Annotated in this window: 20 protein-coding genes and 1 riboswitch; of the genes, 14 read left to right on the top strand and 6 right to left on the bottom strand. The window is 51.6% G+C overall.

Annotated elements, in window-relative coordinates; translation table 11 throughout:
* The first annotated feature begins 171 nt into the window (after positions 1–171).
* From FHT67_RS14535 to FHT67_RS14555, 5 genes are all read left to right on the top strand, one after another.
* On the top strand, positions 172–1,929 hold the full coding sequence (locus tag FHT67_RS14535; RefSeq protein ID WP_243867160.1) for a sensor histidine kinase: 1,758 nt from the start codon (positions 172–174) through the stop codon (positions 1,927–1,929).
* Positions 1,904–2,692, top strand: a complete 789-nt coding sequence (locus FHT67_RS14540) for a response regulator transcription factor (protein ID WP_132309974.1) — start codon at positions 1,904–1,906, stop codon at positions 2,690–2,692. The genes FHT67_RS14535 and FHT67_RS14540 overlap by 26 nt, the downstream gene beginning before the upstream one ends.
* A gap of 101 nt (positions 2,693–2,793) precedes the next feature.
* Positions 2,794–4,140 (top strand): extracellular solute-binding protein, encoded by a 1,347-nt coding sequence (locus tag FHT67_RS14545; protein WP_132309976.1) that lies wholly within the window; start codon positions 2,794–2,796, stop codon positions 4,138–4,140.
* 102 nt (positions 4,141–4,242) lie between these two features.
* Positions 4,243–5,124 carry a carbohydrate ABC transporter permease gene (locus tag FHT67_RS14550; protein WP_132309978.1) on the top strand — a complete coding sequence of 294 codons (882 nt, stop codon included), beginning with the start codon at positions 4,243–4,245 and terminating at the stop codon, positions 5,122–5,124.
* Positions 5,125–5,225: 101 nt separating this feature from the next.
* On the top strand, positions 5,226–6,104 hold the full coding sequence (locus FHT67_RS14555) for a carbohydrate ABC transporter permease (RefSeq protein WP_132309980.1): 879 nt from the start codon (positions 5,226–5,228) through the stop codon (positions 6,102–6,104).
* Between the two features lie 99 nt (positions 6,105–6,203).
* Here the strand turns inward: FHT67_RS14555 and thiC are convergent, their stop codons facing one another.
* Positions 6,204–7,967: a phosphomethylpyrimidine synthase ThiC gene (gene thiC, locus FHT67_RS14560; protein ID WP_167199306.1), complete on the bottom strand. Its 1,764-nt coding sequence runs from the start codon at positions 7,965–7,967 to the stop codon at positions 6,204–6,206.
* A gap of 288 nt (positions 7,968–8,255) precedes the next feature.
* A riboswitch (TPP riboswitch) is annotated at positions 8,256–8,359 on the bottom strand.
* A 147-nt stretch (positions 8,360–8,506) separates the two neighbouring features.
* Between thiC and FHT67_RS14565 the strand changes: the two genes are divergently transcribed.
* Both FHT67_RS14565 and FHT67_RS14570 read left to right on the top strand, forming a co-directional pair.
* Positions 8,507–8,971: a hypothetical protein gene (locus FHT67_RS14565; RefSeq protein WP_167199310.1), complete on the top strand. Its 465-nt coding sequence runs from the start codon at positions 8,507–8,509 to the stop codon at positions 8,969–8,971.
* Between the two features lie 121 nt (positions 8,972–9,092).
* Positions 9,093–10,094, top strand: a complete 1,002-nt coding sequence (locus tag FHT67_RS14570; RefSeq protein ID WP_167199313.1) for an NAD(P)-dependent alcohol dehydrogenase — start codon at positions 9,093–9,095, stop codon at positions 10,092–10,094.
* Positions 10,095–10,129: 35 nt separating this feature from the next.
* On the opposite strand, the gene FHT67_RS14575 is transcribed toward FHT67_RS14570, so the two are convergent.
* Entirely contained in the window at positions 10,130–13,432 is a 3,303-nt protein-coding gene (locus tag FHT67_RS14575) for an OmpL47-type beta-barrel domain-containing protein (protein WP_167199315.1), read from the bottom strand.
* Positions 13,433–13,704: 272 nt separating this feature from the next.
* Here FHT67_RS14575 and FHT67_RS14580 point away from each other — a divergent pair, with 272 nt between their 5' ends.
* Both FHT67_RS14580 and FHT67_RS30675 read left to right on the top strand, forming a co-directional pair.
* A complete protein-coding gene (locus FHT67_RS14580) occupies positions 13,705–14,472 on the top strand; it encodes a hypothetical protein (protein ID WP_167199318.1) in 768 nt (255 codons plus the stop codon).
* A gap of 134 nt (positions 14,473–14,606) precedes the next feature.
* The gene (locus tag FHT67_RS30675) at positions 14,607–15,023 is read left to right on the top strand and encodes an RDD family protein (protein WP_167199320.1); all 417 of its coding nucleotides are present in this window, start codon (positions 14,607–14,609) and stop codon (positions 15,021–15,023) included.
* A 73-nt stretch (positions 15,024–15,096) separates the two neighbouring features.
* Here the strand turns inward: FHT67_RS30675 and FHT67_RS14590 are convergent, their stop codons facing one another.
* Positions 15,097–15,591 (bottom strand): tetratricopeptide repeat protein, encoded by a 495-nt coding sequence (locus tag FHT67_RS14590; protein ID WP_243867162.1) that lies wholly within the window; start codon positions 15,589–15,591, stop codon positions 15,097–15,099.
* 114 nt (positions 15,592–15,705) lie between these two features.
* On the opposite strand from FHT67_RS14590, the gene FHT67_RS14595 reads away from it, so the two are divergent.
* A complete protein-coding gene (locus FHT67_RS14595) occupies positions 15,706–16,164 on the top strand; it encodes a hypothetical protein (RefSeq protein WP_132309988.1) in 459 nt (152 codons plus the stop codon).
* 245 nt (positions 16,165–16,409) lie between these two features.
* Here FHT67_RS14595 and FHT67_RS14600 read toward each other — a convergent pair whose 3' ends face one another.
* Positions 16,410–18,017 carry a glycoside hydrolase family 43 protein gene (locus FHT67_RS14600; RefSeq protein ID WP_167199323.1) on the bottom strand — a complete coding sequence of 536 codons (1,608 nt, stop codon included), beginning with the start codon at positions 18,015–18,017 and terminating at the stop codon, positions 16,410–16,412.
* 214 nt (positions 18,018–18,231) lie between these two features.
* Between FHT67_RS14600 and FHT67_RS14605 the strand changes: the two genes are divergently transcribed.
* Both FHT67_RS14605 and FHT67_RS14610 read left to right on the top strand, forming a co-directional pair.
* Positions 18,232–19,113 carry an AraC family transcriptional regulator gene (locus FHT67_RS14605; protein WP_167199325.1) on the top strand — a complete coding sequence of 294 codons (882 nt, stop codon included), beginning with the start codon at positions 18,232–18,234 and terminating at the stop codon, positions 19,111–19,113.
* Positions 19,114–19,300: 187 nt separating this feature from the next.
* A complete protein-coding gene (locus FHT67_RS14610) occupies positions 19,301–20,821 on the top strand; it encodes an ABC transporter substrate-binding protein (RefSeq protein WP_208403291.1) in 1,521 nt (506 codons plus the stop codon).
* Here FHT67_RS14610 and FHT67_RS14615 read toward each other — a convergent pair.
* Positions 20,818–21,594, bottom strand: coding sequence for an exodeoxyribonuclease III (locus FHT67_RS14615; RefSeq protein ID WP_132309993.1), 777 nt, complete (start codon positions 21,592–21,594; stop codon positions 20,818–20,820). The two genes, FHT67_RS14610 and FHT67_RS14615, sit on opposite strands and share 4 nt — an antisense overlap.
* 153 nt (positions 21,595–21,747) lie before the next feature.
* Between FHT67_RS14615 and hisA the strand changes: the two genes are divergently transcribed.
* A complete protein-coding gene (hisA, locus tag FHT67_RS14620; protein ID WP_167199329.1) occupies positions 21,748–22,506 on the top strand; it encodes a phosphoribosylformimino-5-aminoimidazole carboxamide ribotide isomerase in 759 nt (252 codons plus the stop codon).
* Positions 22,507–22,682: 176 nt separating this feature from the next.
* Here hisA and FHT67_RS14625 read toward each other — a convergent pair whose 3' ends face one another.
* Positions 22,683–23,561, bottom strand: coding sequence for a DMT family transporter (locus FHT67_RS14625; RefSeq protein WP_132309996.1), 879 nt, complete (start codon positions 23,559–23,561; stop codon positions 22,683–22,685).
* Between the two features lie 334 nt (positions 23,562–23,895).
* Between FHT67_RS14625 and FHT67_RS14630 the strand changes: the two genes are divergently transcribed.
* Complete coding sequence (locus tag FHT67_RS14630; protein WP_167199331.1) at positions 23,896–24,666, top strand: ABC transporter ATP-binding protein; 771 nt, start codon at positions 23,896–23,898, stop codon at positions 24,664–24,666.
* The last annotated feature ends 191 nt before the right edge of the window (positions 24,667–24,857 follow it).

The raw sequence follows: 24,857 nt of genomic DNA on the forward strand, positions 1-24,857 counted from the left end.
TGCATTTCTCCGTTTGAACGGGACGCCCTCCTAACTGAAGCAAAGCTGCCCGCAGCTGACCGCCGAATAGCCAAGCCCCGATAAAGGGGCTTTCTTTTTTTTATTTATATTGTGTATAGTTATGGCGACAGATATTAGGCGGGGGTGTCCGGGTTGTTTCAGTTTAATCGCATGAACACATTGCGCAATCAGATTTTCCTCGGGTTCGTGCTCGTTATGCTGCTGGTGCTTGCATCGGTAGGCTTTTTTACTTACGGACAAGTATCGGAGCTGCTTCGCAATAATGCCGAGAATCATATTCAGCAGACAGCGGTGCAGGCGACCGGCAAGATGGACGTTCTGCTCCATCAAATGGAAACGTTCACCATGCAGGTAGCCACCAACGCGTCGATTCAGAGTCTGATGGCCAAGGAGGCGGGCGGCACCAACCTCACCTTTGAGGAGCGGCAGGTGCTCCAGCATGAAATCCGCAAGCAGCAGGCGTACGTAAGCGGTGTACAGTCGATCGAATTGTACTCGAATGGCTTCCGGGTATTGTTTCCGCTGACGGATATCAGCCTATACAACCGGGTCCCCAATGAATGGATCCGGGAGGCGGACCGTGCCGCGGGCCAACTGGTATGGTTCGGTATCGATCCTAACAATCCGAATCAGATTACGGCGATCCGCCGCGTGCGCCTGATTGACCAATCCTTTTCCAATGCCGGGTATTTATTGGTCCGAATCGACAAAAAATATTTTGAGCTTATTGATACGAATACCTCCTCTGACGGCAAGGAAGAAATGGGCCTGATCGACGGCTCCGGTCAGATTATCGCGGCAAACTTCTCGGCGGACATTCCGCAGGACGTGCTGCAGAAGACCGACGGAAAGACCGTCAGCATGCACGGCAGATTGTATATCCCGATTCAAAAGCAGCTTGAGGGTGCGGCAGGGTGGCGGGTGCTGATTCTGACGCCGGCCGAATACGCCGCCGAAGGCGTCTCGGTGCTGCGCACGGCGATAATCGTATCGGTCATGGTTGGCGTGCTGTTGTTCCTGATCCTGACCTTTATCCTGTCGATCATGATCACGAGCCCGATTCTTAATTTGATCAAGGCGATGAGAGGCGCAAAGTACGGCTCGCTGAGGCCTATACCGGTAACGTCCTCCACGCTGGAGATTAACGAGCTGAACAATACGTACAACCAGATGGTCGCGTATTTGAACGAGCTGATTGAAGTGGTGTACGAGAAGGAGATTATTCAAAGCCGGACGGAGCTCAAGGCGCTGCAGGCGCAGATCAATCCGCATTTTCTTTTCAACACCCTGGAAGCTTTATATTGGGCGCTTGAGGACAAGGCTGAAGAAGAGCTGTCCCAGGTTGTCGTCGCGATGTCCGGCCTGTTCCGGTATGTGATCAACCGCGCCGACGATGACGAATGGGTAACGGTAGCCGATGAGCTGGAGCATGCGGAACGTTATCTGAAAATCATGGAGATGCGTTTGATCGACCGGCTGAAGTGGAGGATAGAAGGAGACGAAAGCCTTCGGAGCGTTCCGATTCCGAAGCTGCTTGTCCAGCCGCTTGTCGAGAATGCGATTTCGCACGGGGTAGAGCAGAGGATCGGACAAGGCTCGGTCGTCATTGACGTGGAGAAAACCGAGCGGCCGGGCTATATCCGGATTTCCGTTACGGACAACGGTCCGGGCATGAGCCTGGACAAGGTGCAATCGCTGTATGCGGCGATGAAGCAGGGACATGTCCATGACGCGAAGGGGAACGGGGTTGGCATATCCAACGTTGACCGAAGACTAAGGCTTTACTACGGGGAAGAGACGGAAGGCCTGGAGATTCAGAGCGAGCAGGGAATGGGCACTAGGATGTCCTTTGAAATACCGATGAACATGGGGGCGAGGCAAGATGAAGACCATTCTGATCGTAGATGATGAGCCAAGAACAAGGGAAGGCGTGCGGAAGGTGCTGGAGTCATGGTCGGCAGGCCGTTACGAAATCACCACATCCTCAAGTGCCGTGGAAGCATTGGAATGGCTGGAGGCGAATGAAGCCAATCTGGTTATTACCGATATCCGGATGCCGGAGATTAACGGGCTGGAGCTGGTAGAGAAGCTAAGGGATAGGCAGCATCCTCCGGTTGTGATCGTTATCTCCGGCCATCCGCAGTTCGACTATGCCCATAAAGCTTTGCAATTTGGCGTTATCGAATATTTGCTGAAGCCGCTGGACAAGAAGAAGCTGGTGGAAGCCGTGGAGCTTGCGTTCCGCAAGGAGGAGGAGCTGAACCGGATTGAGCGCATGGAGCGGCTTGTCGATACGAAGCTGCTGGAGACTAGCGAGCAGGAGACGCAGTACAGCGCGCCGGTGAAGGAATCGATTCAGTATCTGGATGAGCATCTTCACGAGCCTGTTACGATGAGGGATATTGCCGATCACCTGCACATGAACGCAAGCTATTTCAGCGTCCTGTTCAAGGAGCAGACCGGGCTGACCTTCAGCGATTATTTGACAAGGCGCCGAGTGCAAAGAGCCAAGGAGCTGCTGACCGGCACGCGCCTGTCGATTAACGAGATAGCCGAAAAAGCGGGCTACCAGACGGCGAAATATTTCGTTAAAGTGTTCCGGTCGCATGAAGGCGTAAGCCCTGGGCAATACCGGAAAAACGTCTCGCATGCGGAGGAGACAATCCAATAAAAGTAGTACTTTTCCCAACTCGCAATACCTTATGCTGCTGTGAAAGCGCTGTTACAATTTGTTTAGCAATACAAACACATCAGTCAAAAGGGGTTGTAAACGTGTTCAAAAAATCGAAGTGGATGACACTCGGACTTATTCTCTGTCTCGCCATCGTAACGGCAGCATGCGGCAACAACAGCGGCAGCAGCTCAAATAACGGCAACACGGCTTCTAACGGGGGCTCCTCTGAAAGCGGTTCCGACAAGAAGGTAACGATCAACTTCATGCACCTGTGGCCGGAAGGCGTATCCGCGGGTCAGAACAAAATCGTGAACCAGATCATCAACGATTACCAAAAAGAACATCCAAACGTGACGATCAAGCAAGAGGTACTGGATAACGAGCAATACAAAAACAAGCTGAAGGTCCTCTCGGCATCCAACCAGCTTCCTGATGTAGGCGTAACTTGGGCGGCAGGCTTCCTCAAGCCGTATGTAGACGGCCAGCTGTTCACGCCGGTCGACGATCTGCTGAGCGGCGAGCTGAACGGCAAATTCGTAGCAGGCACAACGGAGGCTTACGCGATCGACGGCAAAACGTATGCGCTTCCGCTGGAGTTCAACATCGCTCCGATCTACTACAACAAAGAAATATTCAAGAAGTACAATCTTGAAGTTCCAACGACTTACGAGCAATTCAAGCAAGTTGTGAAAACGCTGTCCGACAACGGCGTAGCTCCAATCGCCCTCGGCAACAAAGACCGCTGGACGGGTTCCCTGTGGTACATGTACCTGGCTGACCGCATTGCCGGTCAAGAGACCGTAGCCAACGCCATCAAAGGCGCGGCGAAATTCACGGATCCGGGTCTGCAGCAAGCGGCTTCCGAGGTGCAATCCCTGGTTGACGCAAACGCATTCGTGAAAGGCTTTAACGGTCTGTCGAACGAAGAAGCGAAATCCGAATTCCTGAACGGCAATGCCGCGATGTACTTGATGGGTACTTGGGAGCTGCCGAACTTCACAACCAACGAAGACATTCCGCAATCGTTCCGCGACAGCGTTGGATTCTTTAAATTCCCGACGGTTGAAGGCGGCAAAGGCAACGCGGACAGCTGGGTTGGCGGTCCCGGCGTAGGCTTGTTCGTAGCGGAGAACTCGAAAGTGAAAGAAGAAGCGAAAGCATTCGTTCAATACTTCGTAACGAAGTGGGGCGAGCAATCCGTAACCGGCGCGGGCGTTATCCCGGCTACGAAGATCGATACTTCTTCGATTAAGCTGCCGCAGCTGTACATCGACCTGTTCAACGAACTGAACAAAGCAAGCAGCATCACCTTGTTCGCGGACGTTCAATTGCCGGCCAATGCGGCTGAGACTCATCTGAACATGATTCAATCGCTCTTCGGCAAAGCCGTTAACCCAGAGAAATTTGCATCCGAGCAAGATGCGGCCATCGCGAAAGGCAACTAGTTCAGACATCCAAAAATAAAGGGAGGCCTATCCGGACGGACGGGTTCGAAATACCGGATAGGCCGCCCTCCTTATTTTTGACAGAGAAAGGAGTCGGCCAACTTGGATAAGGTGCTATCTAACAAGAAAGTCATCGCATTATACGTTCTGCCATCCCTTCTGCTCATTCTAGCCGTCGTTTATATCCCCATCGTTCTGACGGGCTATTACGGATTGAACGAATGGAACGGCATTGGCGCAATGAAGTGGGTGGGCCTCGATAACTACGCAGCGTTGATTAAGGATCAAGATTTCTGGAGCAGTGCGGGACATTCGCTGCTGCTAGCTGTATTTTCCATGGTCAGCCTTATCATCTATCTCATCGTAGCAATGGTGCTTGCGGCAAAGCTTAAAGGAGCAAATCTGTTCCGCAAAATTTACTTAATCCCGATGCTGCTGTCCTCGGTGGCAATCGCTCAGCTGTGGCTCAAAATCTATCACCCTACCAACGGCATTATGAATAGCTTGCTGGAATCCCTTGGCGTTGCAAATCCTCCCGCCTGGCTTGCAGAGACGGATCTTGTTCTGTTCGCATTGTTTATTCCGATTCTGTGGCAGTACGCGGGCTTCTATATTTTGATCTACTATGCGGCATTGAAGAACATCCCTTCTTCGCTTGAAGAAGCGGCTAAGATTGACGGAGCGAATTCGTTCCAGATCGCTTGGAGAATCAAATTCCCCCTTGTCATGGAGGTTGTGAAAGTAACGATTGTCCTGGCGGTCGTAGGTTCCCTGAAGTACTTCGACCTGATTTACGTCATGACGGACGGCGGGCCGAACGGCTCCAGCGAAGTAATGGCGTCGTACATGTACCATAAAGCCTTTAAGGCTTATGACTTCGGTTACGGCAGCGCGGTTGGCTTCTTCCTGCTTGTTATCTGTCTGGTAGCAACATGGATCATCCGAAAGGCAACGGCCAGCAAAGACACGATCCAGTATTCCTAAGTAAAATAAATTCATTAAGCTAATGCTTACGAGGTAAGAATCATCACAAACAGCCTTATAAAGGCTGTTTGGGTGATAATTCTTTTCAGGAGGTACGCTTCATGTCATCGACAACTATGAAACTGGGCGGAGAAGCGAAATCCGGTTCGAGAATAGGAATGAAGGTCGGCTACGCTGTACTGTACATTGTTCTCATTGCCGTAGCGGTGTTCCAGGTTTATCCGCTCATCTGGCTCTTGTTCTTCTCTTTGAAAAACAACCAGGAAGTGTTTAATCTATCGCCGTTTGCTTTGCCATCGCCTCCGCACTGGAGCAACTACAGCAAAGTGTGGAACGCGGGCAATATCGATACGTATTTCCTGAACAGCGTATGGATTACGGTAGCGGCAACGGCTGCGACGATTGTGCTTGGTAGCCTTGTGACGTTCGCGATTACCCGCATGAAATGGAAGCTCAGCTCGCTTGTCCTCGGTCTTTTTATGGTTGCCATGATGATTCCGGTACACTCGACGCTGATTCCGCTGTTCAGCATGTTCAACAAGGTCCATCTGATCGACAATCCGTTGTCTCTCATCCTGTCTTACGTGGCATTTAACATGCCGATCACCATTATGATTCTGCTTGGCTTCTATGTCGCTCTGCCGAAGGAAGTGGAGGAAGCGGCTATCATCGATGGAGCCAGCATCCATAAGGTATTCTTCAGCATCGTGTTCCCGATGACCAGCTCAGTGCTCGCGACAACGGGCATCATCAACATGATCTACAACTGGAACGAATTTATTTTCGTCAATACGTTTATCAGCTCGGATAAGTTCAAGACGCTTACCGTTGGCGTACAGAACTTTATCGGCCAATACACCACCGATTGGGGCGCAATCGGCGCCACGCTGATGATCAGCATCCTGCCGATCCTTATCACGTTCTTGTTCCTCAGCGACCGGATCGTAGAAGGCATCGCGGCCGGTTCGGTAAAAGGTTAAATTGAAAATCGGCAACGGGGCTGGCTGTGCCAAAGTCATGAATAATGACTTTGGCACAGCCATCTTTTGTTTTCACCCCTAGATATGCGTCGTTTTGCTTCAGCCGTACAGCTTGCTCCCGGACATTTTGAACGAATCCGCCTGTTCTTTCATTCCGGCCTGGAAAGCCTCTTCGTTGTTCAGACCCCGTGCTTCCGCGTATTCCCGGATGTCTTGCGTAATCCGCATGCTGCAGAACTTCGGTCCGCACATGGAGCAGAAGTGAGCCGTTTTCGCCGCCTCGGCTGGCAGCGTCTCGTCATGGTAGGCGATTGCCCGTTCGGGATCAAGGGACAAATGGAACTGGTCGCGCCATCGGAATTCGAACCTTGCCTTCGACAAGGCATCGTCCCGGAGTTTCGCCATGGGATGTCCTTTGGCGAGGTCGGCGGCATGCGCCGCTATTTTGTAGGCGATGACACCGTCTTTAACGTCTTCTTTATTGGGAAGGCCCAGATGCTCTTTCGGCGTTACGTAGCATAACATTGCCGTTCCGAACCAACCGATCATCGCCGCTCCTATCGCCGATGTGATATGGTCGTAGCCCGGCGCGATGTCCGTGGTCAGCGGCCCCAGCGTATAAAACGGCGCTTCCTTGCAGATTTCCATTTGGAGATCGACGTTTTCTTTGATCAGATGCAGGGGAACGTGGCCCGGCCCTTCGATCATAACCTGAACATCATGCTTCCAAGCGATTTCCGTCAATTCTCCAAGCGTTCTCAGCTCCGCGAATTGAGCTTCGTCGTTAGCGTCCGCAATGGAGCCTGGACGAAGGCCGTCCCCAAGCGAAAACGTTACGTCGTAAGCTTTCATAATCTCGCATATTTCTTCAAAGTGGGTATAGAGGAAGTTTTCCTTGTGGTGAGCGAGACACCAGGCGGCCATGATGGAGCCGCCACGGGAAACGATGCCGGTGACGCGCTTGGCGGTAAGCGGAATGTAACGCAGCAGCACGCCGGCATGAATGGTGAAATAATCGACTCCTTGTTCCGCCTGTTCAATTAACGTATCGCGGAACACTTCCCAGCTCAGGTCTTCCGCTTTTCCGTTCACTTTTTCAAGCGCCTGGTAAATCGGCACCGTGCCAACGGGAACGGGGGAGTTGCGGATAATCCATTCGCGGGTCGTATGGATGTTTTTGCCCGTGGACAAGTCCATGATCGTATCCGCTCCCCAGCGGGTCGCCCACGTCATCTTCTCGACTTCCTCTTCGATAGAGGAGGTAACGGCCGAATTGCCGATGTTGGCGTTAATCTTTACATGGAAGCGGCTCCCGATGATCATCGGTTCGAGTTCGGGATGATTGATGTTCGCCGGTATAACCGCACGTCCGCGGGCTACCTCCGAACGGACCAGCTTGGGATCAACACCCTCGCGAATCGCAATAAACTCCATTTCCGAAGTGACGATGCCTTTGCGGGCGTAGTGAAGCTGGGTCACGTTTCGCCCCGGTTGTGCCTGAAGAGGCCGGTGGTTCAGGCCGGGAAATACTTCCGCGCCTTTCTCCTTCGCGCGTTCCTCGTTTGCAAAGCCGTTGTCTTCCGGCCTGACGATGCGGCCGTCGTAGGCTTCCGTGTCGCAACGTTCGTTAATCCACCCGCCCCGCACAATCGGGAGCCCTTTGCGTACATCGGCCTCGTAGGACTCGTCCGTGTAAGGGCCGCTAGAGTCATACACCTGCACCGGTTCATTCGGCTGCGGCTGTCCGTCTTTCCCTTGGCTGTCGGCTAATACGATTTCGCGCACGGGAACCCGAATATCTTCCCTCGATCCTCTCACATACGTTTTGCGGCTGCCCGGCAGCGGCGTCGATAAAATCGGCATCAAAAAACCTCCTTAAGAACATTCGATAGATTCAGGAATGTCCGCTAGGAGGCCGTTGTTAGGGGAAATGAGAATGTACGCGTTAGGCACGACGAATAGGCAGAGCTCGCCCCGGCAGGGCAAAGCTCGCATCCCCCCGGCCGCTCCCACAAAGACAGCTTTTGATGCGGCCGGACGATATCCGGCAACGAAAAAAGCCGCCCCGTCGGGAGCGGCTTGAGGTGTCGAAATCCGTGCAAATCGAAACGGACGAATGACAATAGCACCCGTTTCTATCGCATATGACTGACGCGCACAAGACCACTTTCCTACGCTGGCATGACCCAGATCAGGTTCGAAGGGACCAAGGCTACGCCTTATCTCAGCCCTTGCGGGCGCCCCTAGTGGAATTCCTAGTGACAAGAGTACACTCGTATCCAGTTTCTGTCAAGCAAGCTTTCAAGCGGATTTTTCATTTCATGGCTCATAGGCAGGATGATTTGGCCGTGTATGGAATAGTAATATACAATCTCGTACTTGATCAGGGGAGGTTGGATGAATTGGACAATCAGCCATTCAAGCATGCGGTCAGAAACCCTTCGGGCGTTAAGAACATTTTCGGGATGACGGTGCTGTGTTCACTCTTTCTTGTTAGCAAGCTGCGGGGGAAAGACGACGGTACCGCCTTGTCTATTTTCGGAATCGCGGTGTTCTGCTTCTGCGCTGCCGCATTGCTTTGGTCGCTGTACCGGGCCGTTCAGAAGCCGATTGATCTCTGCCTGCGGGAGGATGCGCTTTTGCTCAATGGAAATACGATTGCTCCGGAGCAAATTAAGGTCATCATGATCAGAAGGGACTCGGTTCACCCCATTATCGGGATCAAGCCTCATGGCGCGAGAATTGTTCCTGTCCGCATGTGCTTCAGGTACGTGGATAAAGAGGAGCAAGGCTTCGCTGATATCGCTGACTGGGCGAAGAAGAATAACGTAAAAGTCGATTACGGTTTCTTTTTTAGATGGATATAAGATTTGCACCCGGCTTTACCTATTGGTCGTACAATAAAGATAACCCGCTTCTTCTAAAACGGATCAACCAAGCGATGAAAAGCTTTAACGCCATTTGAACGGTGTAATATGGAGGGCTGCCATGAAGTCTATTACGATGAAAGCGCTGGTCTATGAAGCTTACGGTTCGCCGGAGGTTCTCCGGATCAAAGAAGTGGAAGTCCCTGCGCCGAAGGAGCATGAAGTGCTGATCGAGGTTCATGCCGCTTCGGTCAATTCATGGGATTGGGATCTGCTCCGCGGCAAGCCGTACATAACCCGCATTGGCGGCTTCCGCAAGCCGCGGTATCCGATTCTTGGCGCGGATATTGCCGGGAAAATAATTGCCGTTGGCGCCTCCGCCACGCGGTTCCGGCCGGGCGACGAGGTGTTCGGCGATCTATCCGGCTGCAGCTGGGGAGGATTTGCCGAATATGTATGCGCGCGTGAGGATGCCTTGACCCCAATGCCGAAGCGGCTAAGCTTCGAGCAAGCGGCTGCGATTCCGCAAGCCGCCGTGCTTGCCCTGCAGGGAATGCGCGATAAAGGGAATTTGCAGAAGGGCCAGCATGTGCTTATCAATGGGGCAGGGGGTGGCGTAGGGACGTTTGCGATCCAATATGCCAAGCTGCATGAGGCTGAAGTAACCGCCGTGGACCGTGCAAGCAAGCGGGACATGCTGCTGTCACTCGGAGCGGATCATATGCTGGATTACGAGAAAGAGGACTTTACCGCGACCGGAAGGCAATACGATCTTATCCTCGATGTAGTGGGGACCCGTTCGGTCTTCAAGGTAAAGCGTGCGCTTAAGAAAGGCGGTACGTACGTCATGATTGGCGGCTTAATGCCGCGTCTTCTCCAGACCCTGCTGGCCGCACCGCTATTCCGCAGGCTTGAGAAGAAGAACATGACCATTCTGGTTCATAAGCCGAATCAGGCGGATCAACAGGTATGGCGGTCGCTTGCTGAGGCGGGCCGGATTGCTCCCGTCATTGACCGGCTTTATGGCCTGCAGGATGCCGCCGAGGCTCTCCGGTATTTCGGGGAAGGGGAGTTTAAAGGCAAAATCGTTGTCCGCATGAAAAGCGAAAACCCCAAGCCATAAGGCTTGGGGTTTCTTGACGTTCGTTTTTTATCCCATTATTTCGTGACGGTAACGGTAATGGTATCGCTAGTGGTAACGCCTGCCGCATTCACTAGCTCGCAGCGGTATTCGTAGGTGCCGGGCTTTTTCTCCGAAACGGCGGTTACGGCGGTTTGCGCCGCGGGAGTAGCTTCCTTCAGCGATTGCGTATCAATTAGCACGCCATTCTCGTATAAGCGATATTCCGATGCGTTTGTGCCCCACCATAGGTTCATCGTTACTTTGTAGCTTCCGTCTTGATCCCAGTTGTCATGGGACAGGACGGCTTTGCCCGGTGAAGCGTCGGTTACTTGAACGACCAGCGTGCTGCTGGACGTTTTGCCGTAGGCATTCATCAATTCCGCGGTGTACGTGTAGGTTCCGTTAGCTTTGCCCGCGATTTTGGTTTGAACGGATTGGGCGAAAGGAGAGGCGTCCTTCAATTGGGCGGTATCGACCAGCACGCCATTCTCATACAGTCTGTACTCTGTGCCGTTATTGCCCCACCACAGGTTCATCGTTACCGTATAGCTACCGTCTTGAAGACCGTTATCCCAGCCGTTGTCATGGGATAAGACGGGCGTTCCCGGAGCACCGGCGGCAAGCGGCTTGCTTGTCACTTTGAACGCGTAGCTTGCGGTGGACGTATTGCCTGCGTTGTCGGTTACCGTATATTTGACCGTATGGCTTCCGATACCAAGCTTGGAGGCTGCGATAGAATATCCATTTGCAATTACGCTATTGTCCAAGAGCAGCTGCTCCGAAGCAACACCGGAAAGCGAGTCGCTGCTTGCAATTTCATAGACAAGAGTCGCCGTCTCAACAACGTCTGCCACTTGTCCGCCGGATTGCGTTAACACCGCAGTTGGAGCGGTCTTGTCCAATGGGACATGGACCGAAGCCACGCTGCTTTTGTTGCCTGCCGCATCAACCGCGTAATAAGTAAATGTATGATTGCCCTCAGCGGTTACGGTAACCGGCGTTATGTAATCGGAAAAGCTATCGTTGTTTAACGCGTAAAACGATTCTACTTTACCTTCCGAGTTGTCTTTAGCGGTTACGGCCACTTGAACATCCCGATTAAACCAGCCTTCCGCATTAGGGGAAGCGGACAGCGAGGCTTCAGCGGTTGGCGGCGCGTTATCCGCCGGTTGAGAAACCGTGAAATCCGCGAGGCTGCGCGGTTTGAGCTGGTACAAGTCTTTGAAAATAGCGGACACGCCGGTAATCGTTACCCTCTGGCCAACGGCGTAAGGGAAGCTGCTTTGCGTAAGGCCCGTGCGACCGTCAACACGGATATGATTAACCGTTCCGTTATCGCTGACCGCATCAAATTCGAAGGAGCCGGATGGCGTGGCGGAGACGATATTGGCAATCGCGACGTCCCTCAGCTGAAGCAGTTGGCCTTGATTGGAGCCGTCCGCTGCGTTTACCGCGCTTGGGGCCGGCAAAGCCGCCGTCCCTGTTTTTTCGATCGCGACAATATCCCCAAGCTCAAGCTCGGCATTATAGAGTGCGGTGGTTGCCGTTACTTTGACAACATCGCCCTGATGATAACCGGCTGCGTTCTGGTACACGTAAATACCGCCTGTCTCATCCTGCAGGTAGAAGGTTTGCCCGCCGAAAATACCAGGCTCCGTCGTCACCACGCCTTCAACCGTAACGGTGGCGCCTACGTTTGCGGCACGGGATTCCGCAATGGTGCTCTTGGCCGGGATTCCGCCTTCGTCGCCCGGAAGCGGCTCAGCCGGTACGTTGCCGAGCGTAACGGCTTCAGTCAGCAGGTTCGTGCTGTTTTGTCTAAGCCGAAGATTAGCGGCACCGGTGGATCCGGCTTTTAAGCGGATGGTTAAATCCTTATAAGCATGTCCCGCGGCGTCGGCCGTAACGCTGAAGTTCGCGCTGTAGCCGTAAGCCGTCGGCCAAGTTCCGTCCGTATTTTGCACCTGAGCGATTTGGGTGCCGCCGCTCGTTAAATAAACGCCAATCTGATAATTGCTGACGGTCGAATTAGGAGCCAGGTTGTTAAATACGACACGAACCGGGAACGACGTTCCGCTGCTGGGCAGCGTTGACTGGTGGACAAAGCTGTATGCCGGATTCGAGACAGCCGTCGCGCCGCCGTATGAACCAGCCTTAAACGTCGAGCGGTCATACCATTTGTAGCCTGCATTCGGAGCTGCCCATGGTTCAGGCTGCGGCTCCGTGGACAAGGATGGCGTCTCGAAAGGAAGCAGGGCAGTAGGCTGGTCGAGCTGCAAGCCATTTACTTGGCTGAGGCTTGTATAGCTTTCCTTTGTCGACAGCCAGTCGATCAGGTTCACGAGCAATACGCCGTCATTCGCTTCTTTGAAGCCGTCGTAAGTGGTTTTCTTAGCGCCCGTATCTTCACGCAAATATTTAGGCGTGACGTCCTCAACGGGGGAGGAATCGCCGATAAAAGCCGCTTTCCCGCCGCCAAGCTTGGAGACGGCTACATAAGGGCCTTCCGCTGTGCCGCCGCCGTTGTATACCCCTTGGTCAACCGCGCTTGCCCATGCTTCGTTTGTTTGAGGCAGGTACACAATGCCTTTTGCTTTTGCCGGATCAATAATGGCAAGCGTCGAGCCGGCATGCATGGCGACGGCCGATACGCCTTCCGTAATGCCAAACGCCTGATTCGGAGCGACAATGTTTGTTGCGTTAATGTCGCCAAGCGCATTGTAACGGAAGCGGATGCCGAAGTGATCGGCCAGCCAGTCCGAGCTTGCGACATTTTGCATGGCCGAGGAATTGGCTTCCTCCGTGCTCATGCCTTGAGCCGGATTCGTCCATGCGCCGCGGCGGTAGCCGTTAATGGACTCCGAGCCGTCCCAGCGGTTTTTATTCCGGTCCGCGTTGTAATGGTCGCCGATGAAGAAGATGCTGCCGCCGCCTTCCACATATTGCTCCATGGCAGCTTGCTCCGAAGTTTTGAACGGAATGTTGGGTTCAGCTATTACGAATACGTCATAGCCTTTCAAATCGTCATACGTAAACGGGGTCGACTTGCGAAGCTCTTGGACAAAATAGCCATTGTTAGCAAGCCCGTTGGCGAAATCCGAGAAGCCGCCGTCGATAACCCAGTCCGCTGCTCCAGCCGTTTGCGCGTGCGTGTTGTCGAACAGCACTTTTTTGCCCGCATTCTCGTTGACGACCTTTGCGTTGATGTAAGGGGCAGGATCCGATGGTCCCTCCGCATGAGCGCTATTGCTTGTCCATTGATACTGAACCGGTACAACCAGCAGCAGCATCAGCAGCAACTTGAGCCATTTGTGTCTCACTTGAAGCAATCTCTCCATAACCATACCTCCCAATTGTATCTTTCCGGCGTTAGTTTACCACGTGCTTCCAGATTTGTGTGATAGGGTATTGTAAAAGAGGGACCGTTCGGACTAGTTCGAAAGTAGGGCTGCGTGCGGCTTTATAATGGCTAGTACTACGATTCCATTCGGATTTGCGCGAGGAATGGGAAGGGCGATAAAATTTGGGCGCTTGCCATAGAATCGCAAGAGCATATTTAAATCCTTATAGTGGGAATAAATATAATATCCCAACATTGAGGTGTTTGCTATTGAAAAAGTGGATATGGACAATTGCGATAATTCTCGGATTTACTTATCTATTCGGGATGCCTGCTTTTGCGAAAGAGAACGACCCCGCTGTTGAATTCGCCAAGGCCATTACGCGCAATGACTATAAAAAAGCACAAAGCTGCATCGATCAAGATTATGTGCGTATTCCCGAGATACCGGAACATGTTTCCGCGCAAAGCTATCAGCTTGTACCCTCGCCTATAAGCGGAGTGCAAGTCCTTATGGTGAACCTTTATGACGAGAAACGAAAAACCGAGCGACTGGCTTATATCTGGGAGTTGTCGGTTAATTACGGCCGTATTACGCAGATCCGTGTTTTATACGAGGGATTCAACCCGCTGGCGGAAGAGGCTCGCTTAATAAGAGAATATCAATACAAATTCAAGCGTCATCTCTTAGCGCCAACCGAGCTGCCTTTTAAGAAGGTGACTGAATTTCATGGCTACATCGAGGAGGACAGCTCAATCGAGCTGTTGTATCGGAACGATGAAATAAACGGTTTTTTCAAGGTTAAAGCGTCTCCGGTAACCGTGGATTTGGATCGCTTCAAGTTTGATAAAGATGATGTGTACTACACGCTGAAAGACGGAACCAAGGCGCTTTACAGAGTGAATTATGATTTAGGCTATGAGTTGAGGTTTCAGAAAAATGGGATGCAGTATATGCTTGGCATCGGCAACAAGAAATATTTGAAGGTCAAATACAAGCCGGAAACCTTGCTGAAAATCGCGAATTCCATGGTTTAACCGGGGCTGTCTCCCGCCGCAAGGAGACAGCTTTTTTATTTGGCTTCTTATTGCGCGATAAGTAGGATATTATTTGCTTTATACCGTATTTTTCTAGAATCCATCACAACTTAACGTTGAAAGCAGGGGCAGTAATGAAGAGGAATAGACTATTGGCATTTTTTATTGATTATATCTTGGTTCTGCTTATTTTTGTTCCAATTAGTATCCTCATCAATTTAAATTCGACTGAAGAAAACTCTAATAGACCTTTTGAAATCTTTTATCCGCTTCTGTTCCTGGTTCTGTTTGTTTTCTATAACAGAGATCTTATAGACGGCAGAAGCATCGGGAAACGAATCGTAGGGATAGGTGTAAGGGATCAATCCAATGTTCAACATACCCCGGGGATCATCAGGCTTTTTTTTAGAAATGTACCTTTGATATTGTGGCCCCTTGAACTTTTGTTTTTCATTATCACGGGGAGAAGACTAGGGGACAGGCTCTTGAAAACTAAGGTAGTCGAATTGAAAAAAAAGGTTCTCTCAAAAGAGGAAGAGACCCCCGAATAATTCGAGGGCTTGAAAAGGTATGCTTCAATGAATGATTGCAATGATAAAACGCTGCTCGACGATAGCCTTCTGTTTATTCCGCGGTTTCGTCAAGATCTTCATTGTAAGCCAATATTCCGCGTTTGAAGTAATGAAGCTTTTCGTCGGTGGTGCTTTCCATCAGGTTCGTGATCAGAAGTCCCACGCTTTCCTTATAGTTGTGGCTATTATACAGGGCCATGGCCAGAAATACTTGAATGGCGCGGTTCCCGGGGAATTCCTTCATGCCTCTCCGCAAAGTCTCGACGGCTTTGTCGTATTGTCCCCAATAACGGTAGGTACTCCCCAGTCCCATCAGGCATCTTTCCAGGTCAGGACCGGATAACCCTAATTCAATTGCTCGTTCGTAATAGGGAATCGCCTTATTACCGAGACCGGAGTTATCGCAGGCGATCCCCATTTGGTAATTAATTTCCGCATCATCGGGATAATGGCCAAGCAACTCTAATAATTGCTCGCGTACTTCGCTTAGAATCCCTTGATCCTGCTTTGCCCGGCCTTCTTCGCGGCGTTCAATGAGTCTTTTCAAATCGTCTCTTGTCATTGTCTCATCATTCCTTTTAAAACTCTTTATTTCAAAGTAAATGAATGCCCTGACAATAGCAAGAAATACTATGTAAATAAAAAATTGCGGGGTAAGAATATGAAGACAATACATAAGCGTTTATTTTCAATCATTCTAGCCTTTGCAGTTGCGGTCTTATGCGTCGAGTCAGCTAGAAGCGGTGGAGTGCTTGCCGCTCAACCTATGCATAGAGACATCAGTTATCTAGGGGAAATCGGCCCTTTAATTACAGAAAAGATTAAATCGGCCGATATTACTAGTCCGCACAATAAGAGATCTCATCTTACTGAAGATGAGATAAGTAATTTCATTGATTTCTTCAAGAAGTTATCAAAGAAGGATGTTACCCGGTACTATGGACCAGCTCCAAAGGGTGGGCCGCCAAGGTTACAAATCACGTTAGGATCAGACGAAAAGGTTTCCCTGTTACTTAACGGTGATTACATATTGTTTTATGGTGATGGAAAAAAAGTATCTCAGGTCTATAAACCGGGCTTAGGTATGTTTACTGTATATAAAATAAGGCATTACAAATAACGAAAGGAAGGCCCATTAAAGCAGGCCTTCCTTTTCTTACGGTCCCCCAAAAAAATAAGACAACGGGCGAGGAATAGAGGTAAAAGTTTCTCCTGGAGGAGCGGAGCGTCTGCCTTTGCCCGGAGGGCAACAGCCACACCGAATTTCGGCAACGAACTAGATGTTGGCGAAATTTCAGTGAGCCGGAAGGAGAACTTTTACCGCCATGACGAGCGCACTTGTCTCCAACCCCCGCCATGACGAGCTTAGTTGTCTTTGTAAACAAAATAGTCAAAGTCCGCATACAACCCTCTGCCCGAGGTATCCTGGCATTGCATGCCGACAAATGCGCCGGTGAAGAAGCCGCCGCCTTGGATATAATCATCCGACAGCTTATGCGACTCGAAGGTGACCGGCAGCGTTGTCCAGCTGTCGCCGTCGAACGAATACGAGTAACGGTACGTCAGCTCCGTAACCTCAACGCGTAGGAATACGTACTCCACGCTGTCCGGGATAACAACCTCGGAGCCTTGCAGCGGCTGCGAGAACGAGAAGTTATCGCAAGCAACCAGCTCCAGAATCCTGCCTTTCTCTTCATGCCGGGTAATCTGGCAGGACGTCCAGTTCTGCGTATTGTAATAGTTCACGAGACCCGCGGATTGCTGGAACGTACTTGGGTTGAAGGCAACCTTCGTCTCCGCGGTGAAGCTGAAATGCTGCCAGCGGCGGGCAACGAATGCCTGAGTGAACTTCGAAGTGAGCGATTCTTTTCCGTAGATGCGCAGATGGCCCGGGTTGTCCTTCAAGGAGACAATCTTCTCGCCAAGCGGAATACGCAGCGTCTGGAAATGCGGGTTAAGCGTCTCGGAATCGAAATCGTCCTTCTCCGGGAAGTCCGGTCCCCACACGACCTCTTCGATGTTTGGTCCTTCAATGGTCAAGGACGGTTTATTGCCGCCAACCACGTACGGCCAATCGTTATGCCATTCAAGACGTTGAATCGCGGTCTCTCTGCCAAGCGGGCAATAGCCGCGCGGATCGAGCAGCGGTTGTCCTTCGCGGGAGAGCGGGCGTCCCACCAGATGGACAAGGAACCACTCATCCGTATGCGTCTGGACGATCGAAGCATGTCCCGCTTTTTGCAGCGCAATCCGCGGATGAGCGTGCGAGGAGATGAGCGGATTTTCCGGGTGAACCTCATAGGGCCCGCGAATATCCTTGGAACGCGCAATGGTCGCCTGATGGTCGTATTTTGTGCCGCCCTCAGCGGTCAGCAGGTAGTAATAGCCGTTGATTTTATACAAATGCGGTGCTTCGGTCAGCTTAATGTCGGTGCCTTTGAAGATCACCTCCGCTTTGCCGACCAGACGCTGTTCAGCCGCATCATACTCCTGCAGCACGATCCCGTAGAACGGATGATTGCCGACGCGTTGGTCCCACAGCATATTCACGAAATATTTTTTGCCGTCCTCGTCATGGAAGAGGGAAGGGTCAAAGCCGGAGCTGTTCATAGGAATCGGCTCAGACCATTCGCCGTCAATCGTATCGCAGGTAACGAGGTAGTTGTGGCAATCCTTCCATTGGCCTTCGACAACCTTCACGTCGGTGTAGATCAGCCAGAATTGATTGTCGCTGTACGACAATTGAGGCGCCCAAATACCGCCGGAATCCGGATTGCCCGTCATATTCAGCTGGCTTAGACGGTTCAGCGGACGGGACGCAAGCCGCCAGTTTTTAAGATCCTTGGAATGGTAAATTCCCACGCCCGGAAACCACTCGAAGGTCGATACCGCAATATAATAATCCTCGCCTACGCGGCAAATGCAAGGATCCGGATTAAAGCCCGGCAGAATAGGATTCGTAATAGTAGCCATATCGACAAAATTCTCCTCTCATCAGGTCAGCAAATATGCCACTAGGAAGACTGGGATAACTTAGAAATTACCCTTCTTGATCACAGAGCTTCACTTGCTGATATGTTATAATATCTCTATATTATCAAGGGTCTTCAGGTTATCCCATATCCATAGCGGGATACTATTTACCCAAATCGATTAAGCTGATGGCGACACTGGAGAGGAGAAGGAAATGGAGCAAAAAGATCGTCAGAAAAAAGAGTATATGCTGCCCGACATGGACTCGACCTTTCGCGTGTTTGGGGCCCATTCCCGGACCGTGGAGCCGGATTGGAGTTATCCCCTGCATAAGCATCCGATGTTCGAAATCAATCTCGTGCTGACGGGTACCCAGCAGTTTAGCGTTGAACGGACAAGCTACACGCAGCAAGCAGGGGACCTGCTGTTATTCAGGCCAGGAGACCAACACGAAAGCCGGGTGTCGGGGGAAGGAGACATGACGTATTATTGTCTACATTTTGACGTGGACGAGCCTTCGTTCCGAGAACTGCTCAACAGGAGCCCGAGATGCTTCTACCCTGCGGACAGCGAGCTCTCGGTGGCTATAAGGCCTGCATTAAATAAGCTTATCGGATTAACGGTTTCGCAAGAAGCGGTGCTGCGAACGGAAGCCCGCATGCATGTCCTGTCTGCATTATTCGAGCTGTTCGCCGCCCTTAGCGGTACGTTGTCCAAGCTGAATCAGGACCCTCCCGGCCTTAGAAGCTCCGAGCTGGCCTCGCGAGTTGCCGTCATGCTGGAGGAGGCGCTGGACGGTACGGCTTCCCCCGGCCATTTAAATGACAAGGATACGATCACCTCGATTGCCGCTGCGGTCGGGTATAGCACCTCGTCGGTTAACCGTTTGTTTACTAGGTCCTTTGGCGTATCCCCGAGGCAATATTTATCCACGATTATGCTGAGGAAGGCAAAGCTGATGCTGATGGATCCCGAACTGTCCGTCGAAGAGATCTCCGCGAGACTCGGCTACAACAATATTGCCCATTTCAGCAGACAGTTCAAGCGCTGGACCGGAGAATCGCCAAGCCGATTCAGGGATAGATTCCACGATTAGACATATAGTGGTAAACTATAGGAAGAAGAATCCTTCGCGAAACGCATGCTTTCGGCAGTCGTTTACGCGTGGATTGTTGAAGAGGAGTGACGCTAGCTTGCATAACTTTAGTCGTATGCGCTCCCTGTTAGGACTGCTATTAGGCATGCTGTTTATCCTATCGGCATGCAGTAGCACGGAACTATCCATGAAGCCGATCTCCTCGGCCAAAACCGTTAATATCGGAGTAACGTACTCGCCAAATACTCTTAATCCCTTGTCGCCTGTTGGACAGGTCTCTTCTTATATTTCCGGTTTAATGTATTTGCCGCTTTTTGAACTCGATCAGGACTTGACCTTTAAGCCAATGCTGGCCGATTCCATTACAACAATGGACCATAGGTTATTTACGATCAATCTGAATCCGTCCGCCGAATGGAGCGACGGGAGTCCTGTCACCGCGGACGATGTTGTTTTTACGCTGGAGCTGATGACAAGCAAGGAGATTGCATCCACCTATGCGTATATGTTTGCTATCATAGAGGGGACGGATTCAACAGGCTTCAAGCCGGAAGGAAAGTCTGCGTTGGCCGGCGTTCGAGCCGTGGACAAGCATACGTTGACGATTAAGACCAAAGAGCCAACAACGTTAACCATTGTGCAGGATACCATAGGGCGGAACTTGTTTACGCTGCCGAAAAAGGCGCTTGAAAGCGTGCAGGTTGATCAACTCAGAAACGGTGATTTCGTGCAAAAATCGGCTGTCGTCAGCGGTCCTTATCGGTTCGACAGCTATGAGCGGGATCAGCTTGTGCAGATGAAGGCAAACGCTGCTTATTTCAAGGGAGCCCCAAGAATCGGCCGGTTGAACTTTAAAATAGTGAAGGACGAGGCGCTTGCCGATCAGTTCGAAAGCGGGGATGTTGATCTCAATATCCCGTCGTTTGGGGTTATCCCTATTAACGACTACGGCAAAATCAAATCGCTCCCGAATGTGACGGCTGTTAACGGGCCATCCATTACGACCCAATTCATGTATATCAATGAACAAGAGCTGCCGGATGCCAGGCAAAGGCAAGCGATCTCTTACGCGATTAACCGGGAGAGGATCGTAAACGATTTGCTCCGGGGGGCGGGAGAGACGGTCGACGGCTTGTTCACCAGCTACAGTCCTTACCTTGACCCGTCGGTCAAACAGGCGGAATACGATCCGGACAAGGCAAAAAGCCTGCTCGCCGAGTCAGGCTGGGTGCCCGGTACGAAGCTGACGTTATCCGTCTTGTCCGGGGACAGCACGCTGGAGCAGGCAGCTCAAATGGCAGCCAATGATTTAAAGGATGTTGGAATAGACGCCGAGATTCAAGTGATTAATCTAGCCCCGCTTATCCATAAAATCGTCGAAAAGGACTACGATCTTGGCGTAATGACAGTCTCGATGTCGCTCGTTAATCCTCTGCCTGACGTAAGCTATTTCCTGCAGGAGGGGAATCCTAACGGATACCGAAATCCAGAAGTGGACAAGCTGCTTGCTGCGCTGAAATCAGAGACCCGGGAGGCGGATATGAAGCGGACTTACAGCAGGCTGCAGCAAATTATGGCGAAAGACGTACCGATGCTGTCCATTTACGCGACCCGTTCCCTGGGGGTTGTTAATCATGCCGTCACCGGCGTACATCCTTCCGACTACGGCATGTTTATTGATGTGCAGGATTGGGACATTAAGCGTTAAGCTTGATGTCCTTTTTCCATGTTGAGGGTCAGAACAACCGGGCAATGGTCGCTGCCGAGAATCTGAGAATCGATGCCGGCATCAACAATGGCCGGGGCAAGTCTTGCGGATGCTAGGAAATAGTCGATGCGCCAGCCGACATTCCGTTCTCTGATCTTCGGCATAAAAGACCACCAGGTGTACGCATCCGTCCGGTCCGGATACAGGTAGCGGAAGGAGTCGATAAATCCGGCGTCAAGCAGACGCGTCATTTTCTCCCGTTCCTCGTCCGTGAAGCCGGAGTTGCCGCGGTTCGACTTCGCATTTTTCAGATCGATTTCCTGATGAGCCACGTTTAAATCTCCGCATACGATCACAGGTTTACGTTCATCCAGCTTAGTGAGATAACCTCTAAACATGTCTTCCCAAGCCAGCCGGAATTCCAGCCTCGACAGGTCCCGTCTGGCGTTAGGCGTGTACACCGTTACGAGATAGAAGCTCTCGTACTCAAGCGTAATGACCCGCCCCTCGTTGTCCTCGTCTTCTTCGCCCAGGCCGTAGCTTACGGACAGAGGCTTATGCTTCGTGAAAATCGCGGTCCCGGAGTACCCCTTTTTCTCGGCGTAATGCCAGAATAAATGATAGGCTTCGCCAAGCTCCAGCCGGATCTGTCCTTCCTGAAGCTTTGTCTCCTGCAGGCAGAAGAAATCCGCATCCATCTCATTAAAATAATCCAAAAATCCTTTATTTACACAGGCTCTAAGGCCGTTCACATTCCAGGAAACGAACTTCATCGCTCGCGAATCTCCTTCTCTATTAACTCTCGTACTCTAGTGTAACATACGCCCGTCTGCTCGAAGGCTTTAAAATTTTGCCTATGCGGCATACGCCGTGGCGGACAGTTCTGTTACAATAAAGGTACTTAAAGACGAGAAAGAGGAGATCGCATGAAGTTCAGACCGTGTATTGACCTGCATAGCGGGAAAGTGAAGCAAATTGTCGGAGAAACGCTGGATGCCAATCCAGGGCGCGTGGTTGAAAATTTTGTGTCCGAGCATGACTCGGCTTACTATGCTTCGATGTTCAAGCGGGATGCGCTGACCGGCGGTCACGTCATTATGCTGGGCGGCGGAAATGAAGAGGCGGCGTTATCCGCTTTGCGCGAATACCCGGGGGGCCTGCAGATCGGCGGGGGAATTACGGCGGATAATGCGGCCAAATACCTCGAAGCGGGCGCTTCGCAGGTCATTGTGACGTCGTATATTTTTCGTGACGGCGAGCTGAATATGGACAACCTGAAGCGGATTGTCTCCGAGGTTGGCAAGGACAAGCTTGTCATCGATTTGAGCTGCAAGCAAAAGGACGGCAGCTGGTATGTCGTGACGAACCAATGGCGGACCTTCAGCAGCTTCCAGGTGAACGAAGCGAATCTTCGCGAGCTGGAATCGTATTGCAGCGAGTTTCTCGTGCATGCGGTAGACGTGGAAGGGAAGCGGACAGGCATTCTGGAGAGCTTGGTGAAGCAGCTGGCGGATGGGGTGACCATCCCGACGACTTATGCCGGCGGCGCCCGCTCGCTGGAGGATCTGGAGCTGTTCCGCCGTTTGACGGACGGCAAGCTGGACATCACGATCGGCAGCGCGCTGGATATTTTCGGCGGCAATCTGTCCTACGATGAGGTCGTGGCTTACTGCTCGCATGGATAAGCGGTCGTTTTAATCGCTAAATAGAGGATAAGCGGAAAATGTATCTCCTGGAGAGCGTCAGCGCCTGCCTTTGTCTTCCCTTTGCAACCATATAAATTGTTCAGGCAAAGGGGAGACAACAGCAGCGGAAGGAGATACATTTTTTGCGTTCCGATTATGGCGGAATTAATCTGACCTTATTCTTTGCCGTGGCGCATAAACAGCCACACGCCGAAGAGGATCACGATGCCCGCGCCTAACTGCCAGCCTGTTAGAGCTTCCTTGAGCAGCGCCCAGGCCAGCAGCGAAGCGATGACCGGCTCGCCCAGCACGGACATGGAGACCGCCGTCGCGTTCATATACTTCAGCAGCCAGTTGAACAGATAATGGCCAAACAGCGTTGGCACAATCGCGAGCAGCAGGAAGATGCCCCACTCATGCGAGCTGTAGCCGGTAAACCGGTAGCCTTGAATAAGGTTATAGACGGCAAGCGTTGTCGCGGCAATGGCAAACACAAGGAAGTTATAGGCGAAGGCGCTCGTATTGCTCCGGAGCTGCTTGCCGATCAGCATATGAAGCGCTACCGCAATCGTGCCGAGAATCGACAGGACGTCGCCGTACAACGCTTCCTTCGACAAGGCCAGATCGCTAGAGCCGATAATGACCGTGCCGATCATGGCAATTCCCATGCCCAGCAGCATCATTTTGTTTGCTTTTGTCTTGAAGATGAGATAAGAGCCCAGCATCACAAGCACCGGTTCAAGCGCCAGGAAGATCGTGGAGCTGGCCACCGTGGTATGCTTCAGCGACGACATCCAGAAGAGGAAATGCAAGGCAAGCATAACGCCCGAAGCGAACAGCAGCAATAGCTGGCGAACCGTATGATAGAGCAGCTCCTGCTTATATCTCCATGCCAGCGGCAGCATAATCAGGACGGTCAGGTAGAGGCGGTACATGCCGATGACCGAAGGCTCGGCACTGGACCATTTGATGAAGATGGACGAGAACGAGATGGCGATGATGCCGACGACGTAGAGGAGCTCGTAGGCGGAGAATGACTTGGATGCGCGATTCATGAATGATACTTCTCCCATGCAATAAATTCGTATAAAACCCCAACATGTAATACTACTACAGGCGGACAACCGGGGCAATTTGTAACTGTTGGTTATGGGCTTTAAAAAACGATTGACAGTCTTTTCCCAACCCGCTATGATCTTATCATCAGATACGGATTGACGAAAATGTCAGTCTGTAGCACGGAGATCGAATCGACTGGACCAACCAGAGATTCAATGGAGATGTCTGCATGGACTTCCATTGGATCTTTTTTTACGCCTTAATCCCAACTATTCCAATGCGTTAAAGTAAGTTTAAGGAGAAAACAATCAAACAGAGGAGGTGCCGGCTATGTCGACGGCATTATTGGAGGTTGTAGACGTAAGCAAAACGTTCCGTAATTCTAACGAGGCGGTTCCCGTGCTGGACCGGTTGAAGCTGACCGTCAATCAAGGGGAAATTGTATCGATCATAGGACCAAGCGGCTGCGGGAAAAGCACGCTGCTTAAGATTGTAGCGGGACTGGATGTCGATATCGAAGGTCGCGTGTTGCTTGAAGGGGAGCAAGTGAAAAAGCCTTCCCAGGAGAAAGGGTTTATTTTTCAGGAGCACCGCTTATTTCCTTGGTTAACGGTTGAACGCAACATCGCGGCCGATCTGTCTCTTCGCAATCCGGAGACCCGCAAGAAGGTGGATCAGCTAATTAAGCTGGTTAAATTGGAAGGCTTCGAAAAAGCATACCCGAAGCAGTTGTCCGGTGGCATGTCGCAGCGGGTCGCTATTGCAAGAGCATTGCTCCGAAATCCGAAGGTGCTGCTTCTCGATGAACCGTTTGGCGCGCTGGATGCGTTCACCCGCAGCCATATGCAGGAGGCGCTGCTCGATATTTGGCGCGAAAACCGCACAACGATGCTGTTCGTCACCCACGATATCGACGAAGCGGTCTTTCTGTCGCACCGGGTCATCGTGCTGGATCCTCGTCCCGGCCGAATCAAGACGATCGTCCCGATCGATCTTCCGTTCCCTCGCAAAAGAACGGGATCTGCTTTCCAGGATCTCCGCACACTAATCCTCCGGGCTCTCGATCACGAGGAGCCGGATAAAGAAACGTATACCATTTAGCTCCGCCCGAATGTATCGGCCTGTTGTGACTCTTGTTTAAGCGTCCAGCGGAGATTGTTTCGGCGGAATGTGACTTTGCGTGTTTGTATCGGCCAGCGTAGGTTGTTTGGTTGAATGTGGCATTGTGGTTTAGCGGCTAGCGTAGGTTGTTTGGTCGAGTGTGACTATTGCGCGTTTGTTTCAACCTATAA

The sequence above is a fragment of the Paenibacillus sp. BK720 genome, assembly GCF_011761545.1.
Lineage (GTDB): Bacteria > Bacillota > Bacilli > Paenibacillales > Paenibacillaceae > Pristimantibacillus.